This is a genomic window from Actinospineispora acaciae DSM 45401, from assembly GCF_000620785.1.
GTDB lineage: Bacteria > Actinomycetota > Actinomycetes > Mycobacteriales > Pseudonocardiaceae > Pseudonocardia > Pseudonocardia acaciae.
This window is the reverse complement of record NZ_JIAI01000002.1, coordinates 667,994-686,149: the sequence shown is the minus strand read 5'-3', so window position 1 is coordinate 686,149 and position 18,156 is coordinate 667,994. Positions and strand designations below refer to the sequence as shown.

The following is an 18,156-nucleotide window of genomic DNA, read 5'->3' as shown; positions in this document are numbered from 1 at the left end:
ATGAGCACGGCCACCAGAACCCAGGCGCACGCCCAGCACGTCGCCGACAGCCACGACCTGATCCGGGTGCACGGCGCGCGCGTCAACAACCTCCGCGACGTCAGCGTCGAGATCCCGAAGCGCCGGCTGACGGTGTTCACCGGCGTGTCCGGCTCGGGCAAGAGCTCGCTGGTGTTCGGCACGATCGCCGCCGAGTCGCAGCGGATGATCAACGAGACGTACAGCGCGTTCGTGCAGGGCTTCATGCCGACGATGGCCCGCCCCGAGGTCGACGTGCTCGACGGCCTGACCACCGCGATCCTCATCGACCAGGAGCGGATCGGCGGCGACTCCCGCTCCACCGTGGGGACCGTCACCGACACCGGCGCGATGCTGCGCATCCTGTTCAGCCGGCTGGGACAACCGCACATCGGGTCGCCGAAGGCGTTCTCCTTCAACGTCGCCTCGATCAGCGGGGCGGGTGCGGTCAGCTTCGAGCGCGGCGGCCGGACGATCAAGGAACGCCGCGAGTTCAACATCGTCGGCGGCCAGTGCCCGCGCTGCGAGGGCACCGGCCGGACCTCGGACTTCGACCTCACCCAGCTCTACGACGACAGCAAGTCACTCAACGAGGGCGCACTGCTGATTCCCAACTACACCGGGGACAGCTGGTACGGCACGATCTTCCGGAACTCGGGCTTCCACGACCCGGACAAGCCGATCCGCAAGTACACCAAGCGCGAGCTCAACGACCTGCTCTACAAGGAACAGACCAGGATCAAGGTCAACGGCGTCAACGTCTGGTACGAGGGGCTGATCCCACGGATCCAGAGGTCGATGCTGTCCAAGGACCGGGAGTCGCTGCAGCCGCACATCCGCGCGTTCGTGGACCGGGCGGTCACCCATGCCGTCTGCCCGGAGTGCGACGGGACCCGGCTCAACGAGACGGCCAGGTCGTCGAAGATCGACGGGGTCAACATCGCCGACGTCAGCGCCATGCAGATCAGCGACCTCGCCGGCTGGGTGCGCGGGCTCGACCAGCCGTCGATGGCGCCGCTGCTCACCAAGCTGTCGGAGACGCTCGACTCGTTCGTCGACATCGGATTGGGTTACCTCTCGCTGGATCGCCCGTCCGCCACCCTGTCCGGCGGTGAGGCGCAGCGCGTCAAGATGATCCGCCACCTCGGCTCCTCGCTCACCGACGTCACCTACGTCTTCGACGAGCCCACCACCGGCCTGCACCCTCACGACGTCGCGCGGATGAACGACCTGCTGCTGCAGCTGCGGAACAAGGGCAACACGGTGCTCGTCGTGGAGCACGAGCCGGAGGCGATCGCGATCGCCGACCACGTCGTGGACCTCGGCCCCGGCGCTGGCTCGGCGGGCGGGGCGGTCTGCTTCGAGGGCACCGTCGAGGGGCTGCGGGCCAGCGGCACCATCACCGGCCGCCACCTCGACGACCGGGCCGCGCTCAAACCGACCGTCCGTACCCCCACCGGCACGCTGGAGATCCGAGGCGCGACCGCGCACAACCTGCGGTCCGTGGACGTCGACATCCCGCTGGGGGTGCTCACCGTCGTCACCGGCGTCGCCGGCTCGGGCAAGAGCTCGCTGGTGCACACCTCGATGCCCGCCGACGCCGGCGTGGTCTCCATCGACCAGACCCCGATCCGCGGCTCGCGGCGGAGCAACCCGGCGACGTACAGCGGGCTGCTCGACCCGATCCGCAAGGCGTTCGCCAAGGCCAACGACGTGAAGCCGGCGCTGTTCAGCTCCAACTCCGAGGGCGCCTGCCCCGCCTGCAACGGCGCCGGCGTCATCTACACCGAGCTGGGGTTCATGGACACCGTCACCACCACCTGCGAGGAGTGCGAGGGGAAGCGGTTCGGGGCCTCGGTCCTGGAACACCACCTCGGCGGGCGCGACATCAGCGAGGTGCTCGCGATGTCGGTGGCCGAGGCGCTGGCGTTCTTCGGCGAGGGCGAGGCACGAACGCCGGCGGCGCACGTGATCCTCGAACGGCTCGACGACGTCGGGTTGGGCTACCTGCGCCTCGGCCAGCCGCTGACCACGCTGTCCGGCGGCGAGCGGCAGCGGCTCAAGCTGGCCACCCGGATGGGCGAGAAGGGCGGGATCTACGTCCTCGACGAGCCGACCACCGGCCTGCACCTCGCCGATGTGGAGCAGCTGCTCGGACTGCTCGACAAGCTCGTCGACGCCGGCAAGTCGGTCATCGTCGTCGAGCACCACCAGGCGGTCATGGCGCACGCGGACTGGATCATCGACCTCGGCCCCGGCGCGGGCCACGACGGCGGCCGGATCGTCTTCGAGGGCACGCCCGGCGACCTGGTCGCCGCCCGCTCCACCCTCACCGGCGAGCACCTCGCGGCGTACGTGGGCGCCTGAGCTCAGACCTCCCGTCCCGCGAAGGCGAGCAGCCGCACCGCGATCGGCGCGCCGGCGGGCGCCGGGCGCTCCGGGCCGAACAGGGCGGGGTCACGGCGCTCGGCGAGCACCTGCCTGCCGATGGCCAGCGTCTGTTCGAGCAGCTCGGCCGTGGGCATGGGCCGGCCGGTGGCGTGGGCGAGGTCGGTGCAGTGGGTGCCGAGATCGAAGACCGCGATGCTCAGCGCCGCTTCGCCCGGTTGCTCCCCGAGGCCGGCCAGGGTCAGCGGCCGCCGCAGCGCGTCCTCGTCGGCGAAGGCTGTGATGAGCCGCTGGGCGGCCGCTTTCCAGGCGGCGGTGTGGTCGGCGTCGATGTGGTCGGCGGCCTGAAGGTCGCGCAGCTCGGCCGCGGTCACCCCGTCGCGCTCCCTGGCGAACGCGACCACCGTGGTGGTGGCGACCATGTGGTTGACCAGGTCCCGGACCGTCCACTCGGTACACGGCGTGGGCAGGCCCAGCGATCCGGTGTCCACCGCGCCGATCAGCGCTGTCGCTTCGCCGGCGATGTCGTCGTACAGCGTGCGCAGGTTCACTGGATGTCTCCGTCCTCAGTTGGCGATGATGATCTTGCCGAAACCACGCCCCGACCGGCAGTGCTCCAGGGCGTCGGGGACCCGGTCGAACGGGAACACCCGGTCGATCACCGGGCGCAGCCGGTGCACCCGCACCGCCTGGTTCAGCTCGAGGAAATGCGCCCGGCTTCCGGTGGCGATCCGGCGCAGCGTCGCGCCGGCCATGAACAGCAGGCCCGGGTCGATGGGTTGCGCGCCCTCGGCACCGGACAGGGTGTAGCCGACGAAGGCCACCTCACCGCTGGCCGCCACGGACCGCAGCGACTCCGAGAGCGGCCCGCTCGGATCCACGACCAGGTCGACGCCCCGCTCGCCGGTCAACGCGCGCACCCGCTCCGACCAGTTCGGATGCTCCCGATAGTTGATCACTTCGTCGGCACCGAGCGCCTTCAGCCGCTCGGCCTTCGCGTCGCTCGACGTGGTCGCGATGACCTCCGCGCCGGCGAGCTTGGCCAGCTGGAGGGCGAACAGGGACACCGCACCGGAGCCGAGCGTAAGCACCGTGGCACCGGGCCTCAGTTCGTTGCCGCTGGTCAGGGAGTTCCAGGCGGTCACGGCGGCCAGCGGGAGCGCGGCGGCCTCCTGGTAGGAGAGGTGCTCCGGGATGCCCACCACGCCGTCCTCGGACAGCAGCGCGAGCTCGGTCAGCACGCCGTCGACCATCGTGCCCAACTGCGCGGCGTTCTCCCGCCTGAACGGTCCGTCCAGCCAGCGCGGAAACACCGTGGCCGCCACCCGGTCACCCGGCCGCACCCGCGTCACGTCCTCGCCGACGGCGACCACCTCGCCCACCCCCTCGCACCCGGGCACCACCCCCGGCGCGATCGGCAGCGGATAGTTGCCGGCCAGGACCATCAGGTCGCGGAAACCGACCGAGGCCGCGCGGATCCCGACCAGCACCTGGCCGCGTCCCGGTTTCGGTTCGTCCTCGTCATGGACGGTGAGCCCATGACCGGGATCAAGACGGTAGGACTTCATCACGTGCCCTTCTCGTTCGTGGCTGCGGTGAGATCGTGCGGACGCTCGCGGCGCCCGGCAATTCCCTCGAAGGAATCGCCGGCAGCAACCGGCGCGGGGTAGAACAGCACGGTGAGCAGCACAGTCGAGCGCAACGGGGTGGGCACGGAGCTTCGGCGCTGGCGCAACCTGCGCCGGGTCAGCCAGCTCGAACTGGCGGCGCTCGCCGACACCACGCAGCGCCACGTGAGCTTCATCGAAAGTGGCCGCTCGCACCCGGGGCGCGCGGTGGTGATCCGGCTGGCCGAGTCGCTCGGCCTGTCCCTGCGGGAACGCAACGACCTGCTCGCCGCGGCCGGCTACGCCCCGGTCTTCGCCGAGTCCGGCCTGGACGACTCCGCGCTGCGCCCGGTGCGCGCCGCGCTGGACCAGATCCTGCGCGGCCACCAGCCGTATCCGGCCCTCGTCATCGCCGGCTACGGCCGGGTGGTGGCGACGAACGACGCCGTCGAGGTGTTCACCGAGGGCGCCGCGCCCGACCTGCTGAACCCCCCGTTCAACATGCTCCGGCTGATGCTCCATCCGCGGGGCATGGGCCGCAGGGTACGAAACCTGGACGAGTGGGGCCGCCACGTCATCGAGAACCTCCGCGCCAGGTCACGGCGCAGCCCGGACCCCCGGCTCGACGAGTTCATCGCCGAGCTGGCCGGATACCTGCCGCCCGCCACCGTCGGCCGCGACCACCTCGGCTTCTCCGTACCGATGCGCCTGGCCTCGGCCGACGGCGAACTGAACCTGATCACCACCCTGACCTCGTTCGCCACCGCGACCGACGTCACCCTCGCCGAGCTGCACCTCGAGGCGTTCCTACCCGCCGACGAAGCCACCGCCGACCGCCTCCGAACCCGAGCCGAACGACGCCACGCAACGCCCTCCGCCGAATGACGCCGCCCGCGACCGGCCTCGGCCAGAGTCACCGCCCGAGCTGACCCTTCAGCCCGTTGGCCAGCACTCGCCGGTCGTCGCTGATGTGAGGCAGTCGTTGCCGCACGCCGTCTACATACAGCGCCGCGGGGTGCCGCTCCCCGGGGGTGTTCAGAGTGAACCGGGTGACGGCCGCGGCAAGGACGTCTGGATCGGTGCTCACCTTGCTGGCTCGTTCCTCGGCGTCATCCTCGGCCGTCCACACGGTGTCGGTCCCTCTGATCTGCCTCGGATGGACCGCGTGAACGGCGAATACATGGACGGATGTCTGATGTGTCACGACGATCATCACAAGGCAGGACGCCATGAGGTTTCGATGATGGATGTGCAACGATGACACCGCTTTCCAAGGGGGCGGGACGTGTCGCGTGAACAACCCCGGACCCTGCTCGAACAGCTCGTCGCCGCCGAGCTACGGACCTGGCCCGAGTTGGCCGAGCAGTTCCTCGCCCACGCGCGGGCTCTGTACCGCGAGTCCGGGATCCGCGTGGTGTCGCTGAGCTCGGAGCACCTGCAGCGCATCGCGGCCGGCAAGGTCGCCCGCCCGCATCCGTCCACCGCCCGGGTGCTCCAACGCCAGTTCGGCCGGCCGATTCACGAGTTGCTCGGGCCGCCGGAGCAGGCCGATGGTCCAGACCCGGGCCTCAGCGCCGCGGATGTGGTGCGCAGCCAGCGGGAGTGGCTTCGAGTGCGGCAGGCGCCGGGGGTGCGCGGACGTGAGCTGACCGAGCTGGCGGCCTGGCTCTACCCGCGCTCGGCGCGCGCACCCGGCGGCCATGTCCTCACCGGGCCGGGCTGGCTGCTCGACCAGCCCGTCGACCTCGACCGGATACGTATGGAGTGGTCCGAGGCCGCTCCGCCCCGGCCCTTGGGGTTGCACGATCACGTGCTGCCGCTCACCGACACCGGCCGGCGCTACAGCGGGTACAGCCGCGCCGTGCGTGACCTGGTGCGGCCGCGCCTGCTGGAGAACCGGCCCAGCTACCGGCTGCTGGACCTGCACAACGACGGCGAGTACACCCTGACCTTCACCACGTCGACGTTCTTCGACGTGTTCGATGTCAAGCAGTCGCTGGCGCACGAGTTCAAGGCCGCGTGGCTGGCCGGTGGCGGCGCGGTGCCCGGATGGGACGTTCTGCCGCTGCGGGCGGCCCTGGGCGATCCGTTCGACCCCGGCCGGCTGCTGATGTCGCCGGGTATCAGCACCCTGACCATCCGACGGGGTCGGGCCGGTGGCCACCGCTTCGTCCTGCACGAACGCGACGGCGGCAAGGTCGCCGACGGCGGCGGGCTGTGCCACGTGATGCCGGCCGGGGAGTTCCAGCCGTCGTCGATGAACCACGCGCGCGAGGACCTGTCGCTGTGGCGCAACATCATGCGGGAGTTCTCCGAGGAGCTGCTCGGCAACCCCGAGCATGACGGCTCCAGTGGCCGGTCCGTCGACTACGCCGGCCAGGAGCCCTTCCGTTCCTTCCAGCGGGCTCGCGACGACGGCCGATTCCGGGTCTGGCACTACGGCCTCGTGCTCGAACCCCTGGAGCTGGGTGCCGTGCAGCTCACCGTGGCCGTCATCGAGGACGAGACGTTCGACCGGCTCTTCGCCGACCTGGTCGAGGTCAACGACGAGGGTCGGCTTGTCGGTCGCGGCGGCCGCTTCGACATCCCGTTCACCGGCGAGGCGATCGACCGGCTCGATCCGAGGCTGTCGGCCAGCGCGCTGACCCTGCTCCGGCTGGCCTGGCGCGACCGGGACCTCCTGCTTGCCGGGTCACACGGGTAGGCGGGCGAACGCGCGCACCGGCACGGTGCCCAGGCCCGCGACCCGCAGCGGCACGGCGGTGAACCGGGCGCCCGCCGGGGGCAGCTGGTCCAGGCCGGTCAGGTGTTCGACGACCGGGATGCCGGCGGCGAGCAGGAGGCTGTGCGCGGGGCGGTCACCACCGCGGGTGTCGTCGATGTTGACGGCGTCGATGCCGACCAGCGCCGGGCCGCGCTCGGCCAGCCACGCGGCGGCGTCCCCGGTGAGGAAGTGGTGGTCCTCGGCGTACTCCGGGGTACCGAACCGGGCCGAGTCGCCGGTGTGCAGCAGCACGGCCGCGCCCCGGACGTCGTCGCCGAGGGCGGCCACCGCGCCGACGTCGATGCCACGGCCGCGAGCGCCGGTGGTCCGGACGACGACGGCCGGCAGGTCGACGACCCTGTCCAGCGAGATGGTGCTCAGGTCGGGCCCGTCCGGATAGCGGTGGTAGGGCGAGTCGAGGTAGGTGCCGGTGTTCCCGACCAGGCTCAGCCGGTCGATCGCGAACTCCGTCCCCTCGGCATAGTGCTCCCGGGACGCCTCCCTGGTCAGGTGCGAGCTGATCTCCGGACCGGGGAGCCCCGGATAGGTCACCATCCCGGCCCGGATGACATGGCTCAGCTCGACCAGCCGGCCACCCGCGCCGAGAGGACCGGCGGAGCGGTCCGCCGGCCCTCCCCGGGTGCCCTTGTGCGGTTCGGCGAAGATCTCGACGTTGCCGAGCTCCACGTTCTCGGTCATCAGCAGCCCGAGCGATGTGACGAACAACGCCGCGATCTCGGCCTCGGACACGTCGGGCGATGGGACGTCGACGCGAAACCCGTGCACCACCAGGTCGCCGCCATTGCCAAAATTGATCACGGCGTCGAACGAGGCGCGATACTGGGTCATAGGTCCTTAGTTTGGCCCGCTCCCCGTGACCTCGCTCATGTCCATGTACATCACCTCCCAGACGTGGCCGTCCGGGTCGGTGAAGCTGCCGCCGTACATCGGCCCGTCTGCCCTCACCTCGTGCCACGGCTTGCCGCCGTGCGCGAGCGCCCTGCGCAGCAGGTCATCCACCTCGGCGCGGCTCTCCGCGGACAGGCACAGGATCGCCTCGGTCGTGTCCGACGGGCTGATCTCGCCCCTGAGGAACTCGCGGAACCTGTCCTCCACCAGCACCATCACGTAGATCGTGTCCGAGACGACGACGCACGCGCACTTGTCGTCGGAGAACTGCTCGTTGATCGAGAAACCGAGACCGGTGTAGAACTCCCTGGACGCGGCCAGGTCCTTCGTCGGCAGGTTGATAAAGATCATCCGATCCACGTTTCGTCCTTTCCGATGTGCCGTCGGGAGATCAGACCGGAATCAGCTCGGGAACTCATCGGGTCACGCGCTAGTTTCTCCACTCGTGAGTGACGTTGTCAGCACGGTGGACGTCGACGAGTCGTTCCGGGAGCAGGTGGAACCGCTGCGGCGGGAGATCACCGCGCACTGCTACCGGATGCTGGGGTCGGTGCACGAGGCCGAGGACCTCGTGCAGGAGACCTACCTGCGGGCGTGGCGCGCCTTCCACGGCTTCGAGCGGCGGTCCTCGGTGCGGACCTGGCTGTACCGGATCGCCACCAACGCCTGCCTGACCGCGCTCGACCAGGGCCAGCGCCGCCCGCTGCCCACGGGGCTCGGCGCACCCCCGTCCAGCCCCAGCGGCGAGCTCGAACAGCGCCCGGAGCTGCCCTGGCTGGAGCCGCTGCCGGACTCGATGGTCTGGGGCGAGCCGGACGCCGACCCCGCCGAGCAGGTGGTGACCCGGGACAGCGTGCGGCTGGCCTTCGTCGCCGCGCTGCAGCTGCTCACCCCGAGGCAGCGGGCCGTGTTCATCCTGCGTGACGTGCTGGCCTGGCAGGCCAGCGAGGTCGCCGAGGCGCTGGACATGTCGGTGGCCGCCGCGAACAGCGCGCTGCAACGAGCCCGCGCCCAGGTGGCCAAGCACGCGCCCGATGCGGGCCCCGAGCTGCCCGCCGACGACGAGCGCGCCCGCGAGCTGCTGGACAAGTACGTGGCCGCGTTCGAGGACTACGACGTGGACCGGATCGTGGAGCTGCTCACCGAGGACGCGGTCTGGGAGATGCCGCCGTTCACCGGCTGGTTCCAGGGCGCCGGCACGATCGGGCGCCTGATCGCCGAGCAGTGCCCGGCGACCGGGCCGGGTCAGATGCGGCTGGTGGCCACGTCCGCGAACGGTCAGGCCGCGTTCGGGGTGTACCACGTCGACGCCGACGGCGTGTTCCGTCCGTTCCAGATCCAGCAGCTCACGGTCACGGCGGCCGGCGTCTCGCACACCGCCTGCTACTTCGACACCTCGCTGTTCGCCGCGTTCGGGATGCCCGAGGAGCTGCCCGCGTAGTGCCGCGCCGCGCGCCCAGGCTCCGGCCCGGCGACCGGGTTCGGCTGGTGTCGCCCGCGAGCTGTCCCGATCGCGAGTGGGTCGCCGAGTCGGTTCGTATTCTCCAGGGCTGGGGCCTGCGGGTGGAGTGCGGTGACCATGTCCTGGACAGGTGGGGCTACATGGCCGGCCGGGACGAGGACCGGCTGGCCGACCTGAACGACGCGTTCCGCGACCCCGGGGTCCGCGCCGTGATCGCCACCCGGGGCGGGGCGGGTGCCTACCGGATCGTGGACGGCATCGACCACGCCGCGGCGCAGGCGGACCCGAAGCCGGTGGTCGGGTTCAGCGACATCACCAACCTGCACCTCGCGCTCTGGCGGCACGCCCGGCTGGCCGGCGTCCACGGCTGCCTGGCCGGCGACCGTGCCGCGGGCGCTGTCCGTACGCTGCTCACCGAGGCCGCACCCGTCACCCTGCAACGCGACGAGGACTCGATCACGGCCGCGATCCAGGCGCCCGGGCGCGCCGTCGGGCCGCTGGTCGGCGGCAACCTGCCCACCGTCGTGGGGTTCATCGGTGCCGGGCTGCCCGACCTCGCCGGTGCCGTCCTCTTCCTCGAAGCCGAGCGGACAATCGGCCTGGGGCAGGTCGACCGGCAGCTCACCCACCTCATCCGCTCCGGCTCGCTGCGCGGCGTGCACGGCGTCGCGCTGGGCCGGTTCACCGGGTTCGACGGCTACACCGACCGCGGTTGGACGCTGCGCGACGTGCTGCGCGACCGGCTCCTGTCGTTGGGCGTGCCGGTGCTGGGCGGCCTCGAACTGGGGCACGGACCCGACCCGCTCGCCGTCCCGCTGGGCACCACCGCCACGATCGACGCCGCCGCCGGCACGCTGACCGCCGAACCCGCCGTGCGTTAGTCGCGGCGGCCGGTCACGGCCAGGCCGAGCCCCAGCCCGATCATGCTCAGGCCACCGGCGCCGCCCAGCGCGGCCGCCCGCCGCGGCGAGCGGGCCAGCCAGTCGCGCACACCGCCGGCGAGCAGGCCCCACACGCTGTCCGACGCGGTGGCGATCAGTACGAACATCAGCCCGAGCACGATCATCTGCATCGGCACCCCGCCGGCCGTCGGGTCCACGAACTGGGGCAGCACGGCGGCGAAGAACACCATCGTCTTCGGGTTGGTCGCCCCGACCAGCACGCCCTGCCAGTAGACGTGCCGGCCCACGCCGACCGCCTCGCCGTCGCCCAGCACGTCGGCCAGCGCGCGGCGCTCCCGGAAGGTCCGTATGCCCAGGTACACCAGGTACACCGCGCCGACCAGCTTGATCGCCGTGTACAGCGCCAGCGAGCGCTCGACCGCGCTGCCCAGCCCGACCGCGACCAGCACCACCAGGGCCGCGGCACCGGTGGAGTTGCCGGCGACGCTGCCCAGCGCGGCCCGCCGGCCGTGCGCGATGGCCCGGCTCACCACGAACAGCAGCGAGGGACCCGGGATCAGGGCCAGGACGACCGAGGCCACCGCGAAGGCGAGCAGGTGGTTCGTGGACGGCATGGGTTCACGTTAACGCCGCGCGCACCCGAGTTTCGGGGGTCAGTCGCCCGCGTAGAAGACCCGCTCGACCACCGCCCTGGCGCGGCGGGTGACGCGCCGGTACTCGTCGATGAACTCACCGGGATCGCCACCGGCCGGGTGCCCCATCGCCATGGCCACCGCCGCGAGCTCCCGGCCGGAGCGGGGCAGCTGGTCGGCCGGTTTGCCGCGCACCAGGGTGACGGCGTTGCGGGCCCGGGTGGCCATGGTCCAGCCGGCGGCCAGCTCCTCGGCGTCCTCCCCGGCGAGCAGGCCCGCCTCGGCGGCCGCCCGCAGCCCGTCCAGGGTCGAGGTGGTGCGCAGCTCGGGGACCTCGGCGGCGTGCCGCAGCTGCAGCAGCTGGACGGTCCACTCGACGTCGGCCAGGCCACCATGGCCGAGCTTGGTGTGGGTAGCGCGGTCGGCGCCCCGGGGCAGCCGCTCGGCGTCCACCCTGGCCTTGATCCGCCGGATCTCGGTGACCTTGTCCGGTGGCAGGCCGCCGTCCGGGTAGCGGATCGGATCGATCAGCGCGTGGAACCGCTCGCCCAGCTCCGGATCGCCGGCCAGCGGGCGCGCCCGCAGCAGCGCCTGCGCCTCCCAGGCCTCGGCCCACTTCGCGTAGTACGCCCGGTACGACTCCGCGGTGCGCACCAGCGGACCGCTGCGGCCCTCCGGGCGCAGGTCGGCGTCCACCACCAGCGCCGGGTCCGGGCTCGGCGCCCCGAGCAGGCCCCGCACCTTCTCCGCGACCGCCGTGGCCCACCGCACCGCCTCGTGCTCGGTGGCACCGTCGACCGGCTCGCAGACGAACAGCACGTCCGCGTCCGAGCCGTAGCCCAGCTCGGCGCCGCCGAGCCGCCCCATGCCGATCACGGCCAGCCGCGCCCTCGGCTCGCCGGTCTGGCCGCGCAGCACCGCGTCCAGCGCGGAGCGCAGCACGGCCGCCCACACCTCGCTGAGCGCCGCGCACACGCCGGCCACCGGCATCAGGCCCAGCAGGTCGGCGCAGGCCACCCGCAGCAGCTCGTGCCGGCGCAGTGAGCGCGCCGCCGCGACCGCCGCCGCCGGGTCCGGGTGCCGCGCCACCGCGGTGCACAGCGAGGCGGCCACCTCGGCCGGGTCCCTGGTGGCCAGGTCGGCCTTGGGCGAGGTGTCCGCGAGCAGCCGCAACACCTCGGGGGCGCGCACCAACAGGTCGGGCACCAGCGCCGAGGTTCCGAGCACGAGCATCAGCCGCTGGGCCACGGCACCCTCGTCCCGCAGCAGGCGCAGGTACCACGGGGTGTCCGCGAGCGCCTCGGACACCCGCCGGTAGGCCAGCAGCCCGCGGTCCGGGTCGGCGGTGTCGGCGAGCTGTTCGAGCAGCACCGGCAGCAGCGTGCGCTGGATGGCCGCCGCCCGGGACACCCCGCCGGTCAGCGCCCGCAGGTGGTTCAGCGCGCCCTCCGGGGACGCCCAGCCCAGCGCGGCCAGCCGGCGCGCCGCCGACTTGGGCGAGAGCCGCAGCGCCTCGCCCGGGAGCTGCGAGACCGCGGCCAGCAGCGGCCGGTAGAACAGCTTCTCGTGCAGCCGGCGCACCCGGCGGGTGTTGTTGCGCCACTCCGCGAGCAGCACGCCGACCGCGTCGCGGCGGCCGTCCGGGCGCATCTTCGCGGCGCGGGCCAGCCAGCGCAGCTCCGCGGTGTCCGTCTCGGCCGGCAGCAGGTGGGTGCGGCGCAGCCTGGACAGCTGCAGCCGGTGTTCGAGCAGCCTCAGGAACCGGTACGAAGCGGCCAGGTTCGCGGCGTCGTCGCGGCCCACGTAGCCGCCGGCGCCCAGCGCGGCCAGCGCGTCCAGGGTCGAGCCGGACCGGATCTCCGGGTCCGCCCTGCCGTGCACGAGCTGCAGCAGCTGCACGGCGAACTCCACGTCACGCAGCCCGCCCCGGCCCAGCTTGAGCTCGCGGTCCTGGTGGTCCGGGCGGATGTGCTGCTCCACCCGCCGGCGCATGGCCTGCACCTCGGGCACGAAGTCGTCCCGGTCCGCGGCGGTCCACACCATGGGCGCCACCGCGTCGGCGTACTCCGCGCCCAGCTCCGGGTCGCCGGCCACCGGCCTGGCCTTGAGCAGCGCCTGGAACTCCCACGTCTTGGCCCACCTTCGGTAGTAGGTGAGGTGGCTGTCCAGGGTGCGGACCAGCGCGCCGTGCCGGCCCTCCGGGCGCAGGTTGGCGTCCACCGGGAAGCACGCCTCGCCGGCCACCCGCATCAGCGTGGACGCCAGCCGGGTGGCGGTGGCGTCCGCCGGCTCCGCGACGAAGATCACGTCCACGTCGCTGACGTAGTTCAGCTCGTTGCCGCCGCACTTGCCCATGGCGATCACCGCGAGGCGGGGCAGGGGTTCGTCCCCGTCCGGCGGCTCGACCTCGGCGGCGGCCACCGCGAGCGCCGCGCGCAACGCCGCGCTGGCCAGGTCCGCGAGCTGCGCTGCGACCAGCTCGACCGGCAACACCGGGAGCACCGGCTCCCCCACCGCCGCCACGTCGGCCGCCGCGATCTCCACCAGCGCGTCCCGGTACGCCTCGCGCAGCGCGCCGATCGCCTCCTGCCCGGTGAGCGTGGCTTTCGCGCCGCCCGGTACGCCGTCGTCGTTGCACGTCGCGCCCACCGCGCCGAGCAGCGCCTCGGACCGGGCCTCCAGGTCGGGCAGCCGGTCCGGGTCGAGCGCCCGGCCGGAGGCCAGCTCCCGCCACAGCTCCGGCCGGGTGATCAGGTGGTCCCCCAGCGCGGTGGACGCCCCGAGCAGGGCCAACAGCCGCCCACGCAGCCCCAGGTCGGTCCGCAGCGCGCCGTCCAGCTCGGCCCAGCCGCCATCCCCGGCCTCGGCCAGGGACGCCGCCAGCCGCTCGACGGCCCGCAGCGCCAGGTTGGGGTCCGGACTGCGGGCCAGCGCCCACATCACCGGCTCGGCCTCGGGCACCGGCCGGCCGTCGCGCCACCAGCCCAGCTCGACGAGCGTCTGCTCCGCCCACGGCTCGGTGAGGCCGAGCCGGATCAGCGACGTTCCGTTACGCCGCTCGGTCACGGGTACTCAGCGCCCGAACAGCCCGATCAGGACCGCGCGTCCGACGGTGTTCGAGAACAGGTTGAACCCGAGGTAGGCCGGGGTGGCACCGTCGGGCAGCTCCAGCGACTCCACGCCCACCGCGTGCACCGTGAAGTAGTACCTGTGGTCGCCGTGTCCCGGCGGCGGGGCGGCGCCGACGTAACCCCTCATCCCCCCGTCGTTCGCCAGCGTCAGCGCGCCTGCGGGCATCGCCGCGCCGCCCACAGCGCCCGCGTCCGTGGGGAGCTCCGTGACGCTGGCCGGGATGTTGGCCACCGCCCAGTGCCAGAACCCGCTGCCGGTGGGAGCATCCGGGTCGTAGCAGGTCACCGCGTAGCTCCTGGTCCCGGCGGGTGCGCCCGACCAGGACAGCTGCGGGGACACGTCCCGGCCGCCCGGCACTCCGAACGCGCCGCTGCGCTGCGCCTCCGGGAGGGTCTGGCCGTCGGCGATGTCTGCGCTGGTCACCGTGAACGACGGCACCTCAGGCAGGAAGTCGTATGGTCCTGGTGGCCGCGCGGCCGTGCTCATCTCTCACTCCTTCTCGTCCCGATCACCGTGCGTCCGGGAACCTACCGCGTCCGTGTCGTGCTCGCCGCTCTGGTTCTCTGGGTTCGTACTCATGCGTGCCGTCATGTGTTTCGTTCGAAAATCGCTGGCGCGATTTCCGACGACCTGAGTTTGTAGGTTGCTTGGTGCCGTCCCCTAGTGGCGGCTGGGCGCGTTGGGTCTGGCTTCCTGCGGCAGCCAGGTTTTGTCGGTGCCTGCTGCAGGCCCGCTCACGGCAGCGCGCCCACGACGATGCCCGGATCTTGGCGGTGGTCGCTGAAGTGGGCCGCCGCGACCCGAACGCCGGGCTGCACGAGGTCGGTCAGTTGGGTCAACCGTCGCGGTATGGCGCGGACGAAACCCTCCCCGCCCCGGCCTGGACACGGCGCGCGGCGGAGGCCGAACACGACTTCGCCGAAGTGCTGACCTCTCAGCTCCCGGCGGTGTGGAGCGCATTGGACAACGGTGAGATCGACCGGCCCAAAGTTCGCGCCTTCACCGACCACCTCGCCGGCCTACCCGCCGAGGAGATCGAACGGATCTGCCGCGCGCTGCTGCCGCAAGCCGGAGGGTTGACCTCGGGCCAGTTACGGGCGCGGCTGGCGCGCATGGTCATCGACCCCGACCCCGACCGCGCCCGCGCCCGCGACCAGTACGAAAAGCCATCACCGACCGATCCGTCATCGGCTACCTGAACCCGGACGGCACCGCCGTGATCACCGCCGACGGGCTGCCACCCGACGAGGCCGCAGCGGCCTGTGAACGCATCGACCGGCTGGCCCGCGCGGCCAAACGCGCCGGGTACCCCGGCCGGTTGGACCAGATCCGCGCGGATGTGTTCCTCGGGCTACTCAACGGCCGCTACGACCAGATGGACCGCCAGCAGAGGTCCCGGCGCGTCCTACCTTCGGGAGATCACAGAGTAACCGCGTCGAGGACGGTCAATTCTCTGGGTCCTTGCTGGTTTGGAACGCATTCGCGTGGGGCTGACCGAGATGAGTCAGAATGAGGTTCAGCTTGGCGTCCACCTCATCGATCTTTCGGCTCAGGTGTTGGGTGATGTCGTACAGCGAGCTGATCTCATCTGGTTGCGACACGCTGACGGTGGGCATCTCGGTGTCGTGGCCGGAGGCGGAACTGTTCGTGTGCTGCTCGCCGAGGCGGTTTTTTGACTCGTCCTCGGCTTCCGCGTCATCCGCCCTGTCATCGATCGCTGGCGCCGTTGGCTCGGCCGGGTCCTGGCCGTTGAGGATTATTACCTGCATGTCGCGTAGCGGCTGGCCCGGTTCGATGCCGAGTTCATCCACCAGCCGTCGGCGGATGTCGGTGTAGACTTGCAGCGCCTCGGATCTGCGTCCGCATCGGTGCAGCGTGAGCATGAGCTGAGCCGCCAGGCGTTCTCGGAACGGATGGTTACCGGTGACCTTGGCCAGCTCGTCCACAATACGGGTGTGATTACCAGCGGCCAGTTCGGCCTCAAATAGTTCCTCGACAACGGTGAGTCGGTGCTCTTCGAGGCTATGCCGTTCGTGTTCGATCAGTACGCCGGTCACGCCGTCGAGTGCCGGGCCGGTCCACAACCGCAGCGCGGAGCGCAATCGCCGCGCCGCTTGCTTGGCGTGCCCCGCTCGCGACTCGGACTGTGCGACAGCCACCATGTCGAGGAATACCTGCAGATCCAGTTGGGTGGGCGCTACATCGATCAGGTAGCCGCTCCCGGCGCGGCCGATCATGCACTGGGCCAGCCGGGCACGCAGTTCCGAAATGTGTACACGCAGGACGCTTCTGGCGCTGGGTGGTGGATTCCTTCCCCAGACCAACTCGATGATCCGTTCGTCGGCGACCACCCGGTTGGCGTTGAGCAACAACACCGCCAGCACCGCGGCGCGCTTCGGCGGCACCACTCTAACCGGGTCGCCCTTGATCGCGGCAGTGACCGGGCCTAGTATTTGATAACGGATATCTTCCGCGACTATGTCGGGGCACCCCCATGGACCCTCATCGTGCGGATGAAACATCATTATCCCGGTTCGCGCCCATCCACGTCATGCCGCGACTCCATCGTTCGGTCACAATGCCGCGATATTCTTATCGGCGAGGGCGCGTCATCGCTGTAACCATACGTTTCTCCGAGCGTGACCTGAGCCGGGTACGCCTATCCTGTAGGGTGAGGATTCTGGAAATGTTCTCGTTTGGTTCTTGCCCACTCGATGTACTGAACGAAAACATTGTTGCGCTGCTAGCGTCAGCTCTGGACCTTTCTGTCAACGGAGGTTGCCGTGCCCGTCCGCCGTTCGAAGCGCAGGGGCCTGTCGTATCCGTGCGTGAAGCGAGGGTCGTCGGAACGCCGCGATACGGGCCTGGGTGACGGGCGCGGAGCGCGCTTGCGGCTGTTCGGCGAGCGCGCCCGAGCGAGAGGGTTGTGCGGCGCGGTGGCCGAGGAACAGCCAGGTGGTATGCGGAACTGAGTGACGTCGGAGGTCCTGGTGGATTACCGCGATCGAGTGGTGTGTGAGATGTTGGGCGGCTTCCTGGTGCTCTCCGCATGAGCGTTACGGCTCCTCCGGCGCCCCAGCGGGTGGACCGGTGGTCGATGCTGCGTGGTGGTGTCTCGGGGATCGCGCTCGTCGTGGTGGCCTTCGTCCTCGCGACCGAGCTGTACGAGCGCGTCCTCGACGACCCGTTCGTCTCCGGCGCTCGGGCCAGCGCGTACTGGGTGGACTATCGCGACGGGTTTGTCCGTCGCGGTCTTCCGGGGGAGTTCCTCCGGCTGTTCACCGAATCCCCGACCGCGGCACACGCCACCTGGCTCGCGGGCGGGATGTTGGCCGCCGGGGCGATCGCGCTGCTGGTGTTGGTGACCCTGCTCGCCAGGACGGTGTCCGAGGCCGAGCCGAGGCTGCTCGTCGTCGCCCTTGTCGTCGCCTCGCCGTTCACGTTCGACCAACTGATGCGGATCATCGGTCGCTTTGACGGTGTCGGGTTCGCGGCCATGGCGACGATCTCGGTGCTGTGCGCGGGGAGCACGGCCCATCGCTCGGCCCGCGCTGTCGGCATCGGGGCACTGGTTCTGCTGGCGACCGCTACGGAGGAACTGCTGTTCGCCTTCGTGGCGCCGATCGCGGTGATAGCGCTGCGCCGCCTGGGCTGGACCGGGCAGCGGCTGCGAGTCGTCACGGCGGCGGTGCTCGCCCCGGGCACCGCCGTCGCGGCGCTCAGCATGGTGGGCCGACCGTCCCGGGACGCGCTCACCAGGCTGATCGCCGAGGCGAACGCCGCTGGGCTGGACGTGAACCTCGCCAAGGAGAACACCATCTCGACGCTGGGGCAGACGGCGACCCAGGGCTTCAGGTTCTTCCTCGGCATGTCGCCGCTCACCGTGCTCACCGGCGTGGTCGTGTTCGGTGGTTGTTACCTGCTCACCACGACGATGCTGCGGACCACGGTCGCCGGTACCGCCGATGGGCGCCTCGGCGCGCTCGCGGCCGGGTTCGCGCTCGTCGCGGTCCTGCTGAGCACCGTCGGCAACGACTACCGACGCTGGTGGGCGCTCGCCTTCGTGGCCTTCGTCGCCGCGCTCGCCATGCTCGGGCGCTCCCACTCGCCACGGCCGGCGCCCACACCGTCCCCGGTGTACGTGTTGCTCGCCTGCGCCGCGCTCGTCTTCTCGCTGAAGCTCCACCCGGAACCCATCTTCCCCAAATGGGACAAGACGGCCGACACGGGCTTCTCAGTGGAACGGCTCCACCAACTGGACCCGACCTGGTAGCCACCTAGAGCTGTTGCCTCGCGCGCCTGTCTTTCCCAACAGACCTCCGTGCACAAATCAGCTCGCCGG

At 71.3% G+C, this 18,156-nt stretch carries 16 protein-coding genes; 7 read left to right on the top strand and 9 right to left on the bottom strand.

The window, feature by feature from the left end:
- Positions 1-2,385 carry an ATP-binding cassette domain-containing protein gene (locus N912_RS0112795; RefSeq protein WP_028922740.1) on the top strand — a complete coding sequence of 795 codons (2,385 nt, stop codon included), beginning with the start codon at positions 1-3 and terminating at the stop codon, positions 2,383-2,385.
- A 2-nt stretch (positions 2,386-2,387) separates the two neighbouring features.
- On the opposite strand, the gene N912_RS0112790 is transcribed toward N912_RS0112795, so the two are convergent.
- Positions 2,388-2,957: a TIGR03086 family metal-binding protein gene (locus tag N912_RS0112790; protein ID WP_028922739.1), complete on the bottom strand. Its 570-nt coding sequence runs from the start codon at positions 2,955-2,957 to the stop codon at positions 2,388-2,390.
- A gap of 15 nt (positions 2,958-2,972) precedes the next feature.
- Positions 2,973-3,974 (bottom strand): zinc-dependent alcohol dehydrogenase family protein, encoded by a 1,002-nt coding sequence (locus N912_RS0112785; protein WP_028922738.1) that lies wholly within the window; start codon positions 3,972-3,974, stop codon positions 2,973-2,975.
- 111 nt (positions 3,975-4,085) lie between these two features.
- Between N912_RS0112785 and N912_RS0112780 the strand changes: the two genes are divergently transcribed.
- Positions 4,086-4,898, top strand: a complete 813-nt coding sequence (locus N912_RS0112780) for a helix-turn-helix domain-containing protein (RefSeq protein WP_028922737.1) — start codon at positions 4,086-4,088, stop codon at positions 4,896-4,898.
- A gap of 28 nt (positions 4,899-4,926) precedes the next feature.
- Here the strand turns inward: N912_RS0112780 and N912_RS0112775 are convergent, their stop codons facing one another.
- Entirely contained in the window at positions 4,927-5,226 is a 300-nt protein-coding gene (locus N912_RS0112775) for a hypothetical protein (protein ID WP_169747875.1), read from the bottom strand.
- Positions 5,227-5,298: 72 nt separating this feature from the next.
- On the opposite strand from N912_RS0112775, the gene N912_RS51490 reads away from it, so the two are divergent.
- On the top strand, positions 5,299-6,717 hold the full coding sequence (locus tag N912_RS51490) for an XRE family transcriptional regulator (protein ID WP_245645262.1): 1,419 nt from the start codon (positions 5,299-5,301) through the stop codon (positions 6,715-6,717).
- Here the strand turns inward: N912_RS51490 and N912_RS0112765 are convergent.
- Together N912_RS0112765 and N912_RS0112760 are read right to left on the bottom strand one after the other, a co-directional pair.
- Positions 6,706-7,626, bottom strand: a complete 921-nt coding sequence (locus tag N912_RS0112765) for a cyclase family protein (protein ID WP_028922735.1) — start codon at positions 7,624-7,626, stop codon at positions 6,706-6,708. The two genes, N912_RS51490 and N912_RS0112765, sit on opposite strands and share 12 nt — an antisense overlap.
- Positions 7,627-7,632: 6 nt before the next feature.
- Positions 7,633-8,037: a VOC family protein gene (locus N912_RS0112760; RefSeq protein ID WP_037064286.1), complete on the bottom strand. Its 405-nt coding sequence runs from the start codon at positions 8,035-8,037 to the stop codon at positions 7,633-7,635.
- A gap of 94 nt (positions 8,038-8,131) precedes the next feature.
- Here N912_RS0112760 and N912_RS0112755 point away from each other — a divergent pair, with 94 nt between their 5' ends.
- Together N912_RS0112755 and N912_RS0112750 are read left to right on the top strand one after the other, a co-directional pair.
- Positions 8,132-9,127, top strand: a complete 996-nt coding sequence (locus tag N912_RS0112755) for a sigma-70 family RNA polymerase sigma factor (protein WP_084210839.1) — start codon at positions 8,132-8,134, stop codon at positions 9,125-9,127.
- A complete protein-coding gene (locus tag N912_RS0112750) occupies positions 9,127-10,029 on the top strand; it encodes a S66 peptidase family protein (RefSeq protein ID WP_028922732.1) in 903 nt (300 codons plus the stop codon). The genes N912_RS0112755 and N912_RS0112750 overlap by 1 nt, the downstream gene beginning before the upstream one ends.
- Here N912_RS0112750 and N912_RS0112745 read toward each other — a convergent pair.
- Genes N912_RS0112745 through N912_RS0112735 form a run of 3 tightly spaced genes read right to left on the bottom strand, consistent with a single transcriptional unit; the run spans position 10,026 to position 14,300 of the window.
- Positions 10,026-10,664, bottom strand: coding sequence for a LysE family translocator (locus N912_RS0112745; RefSeq protein ID WP_028922731.1), 639 nt, complete (start codon positions 10,662-10,664; stop codon positions 10,026-10,028). The two genes, N912_RS0112750 and N912_RS0112745, sit on opposite strands and share 4 nt — an antisense overlap.
- Before the next feature lie 39 nt (positions 10,665-10,703).
- Positions 10,704-13,748, bottom strand: a complete 3,045-nt coding sequence (locus N912_RS0112740; protein ID WP_028922730.1) for a bifunctional [glutamine synthetase] adenylyltransferase/[glutamine synthetase]-adenylyl-L-tyrosine phosphorylase — start codon at positions 13,746-13,748, stop codon at positions 10,704-10,706.
- A gap of 6 nt (positions 13,749-13,754) precedes the next feature.
- On the bottom strand, positions 13,755-14,300 hold the full coding sequence (locus N912_RS0112735; protein WP_028922729.1) for a YbhB/YbcL family Raf kinase inhibitor-like protein: 546 nt from the start codon (positions 14,298-14,300) through the stop codon (positions 13,755-13,757).
- 281 nt (positions 14,301-14,581) lie between these two features.
- On the opposite strand from N912_RS0112735, the gene N912_RS64510 reads away from it, so the two are divergent.
- Positions 14,582-15,013, top strand: coding sequence for a DUF222 domain-containing protein (locus tag N912_RS64510; RefSeq protein WP_169747874.1), 432 nt, complete (start codon positions 14,582-14,584; stop codon positions 15,011-15,013).
- 246 nt (positions 15,014-15,259) lie between these two features.
- On the opposite strand, the gene N912_RS51485 is transcribed toward N912_RS64510, so the two are convergent.
- Entirely contained in the window at positions 15,260-16,222 is a 963-nt protein-coding gene (locus N912_RS51485; protein ID WP_169747873.1) for an AfsR/SARP family transcriptional regulator, read from the bottom strand.
- Between the two features lie 641 nt (positions 16,223-16,863).
- Here N912_RS51485 and N912_RS0112715 point away from each other — a divergent pair.
- Complete coding sequence (locus N912_RS0112715) at positions 16,864-18,087, top strand: hypothetical protein (RefSeq protein ID WP_156993484.1); 1,224 nt, start codon at positions 16,864-16,866, stop codon at positions 18,085-18,087.
- The last annotated feature ends 69 nt before the right edge of the window (positions 18,088-18,156 follow it).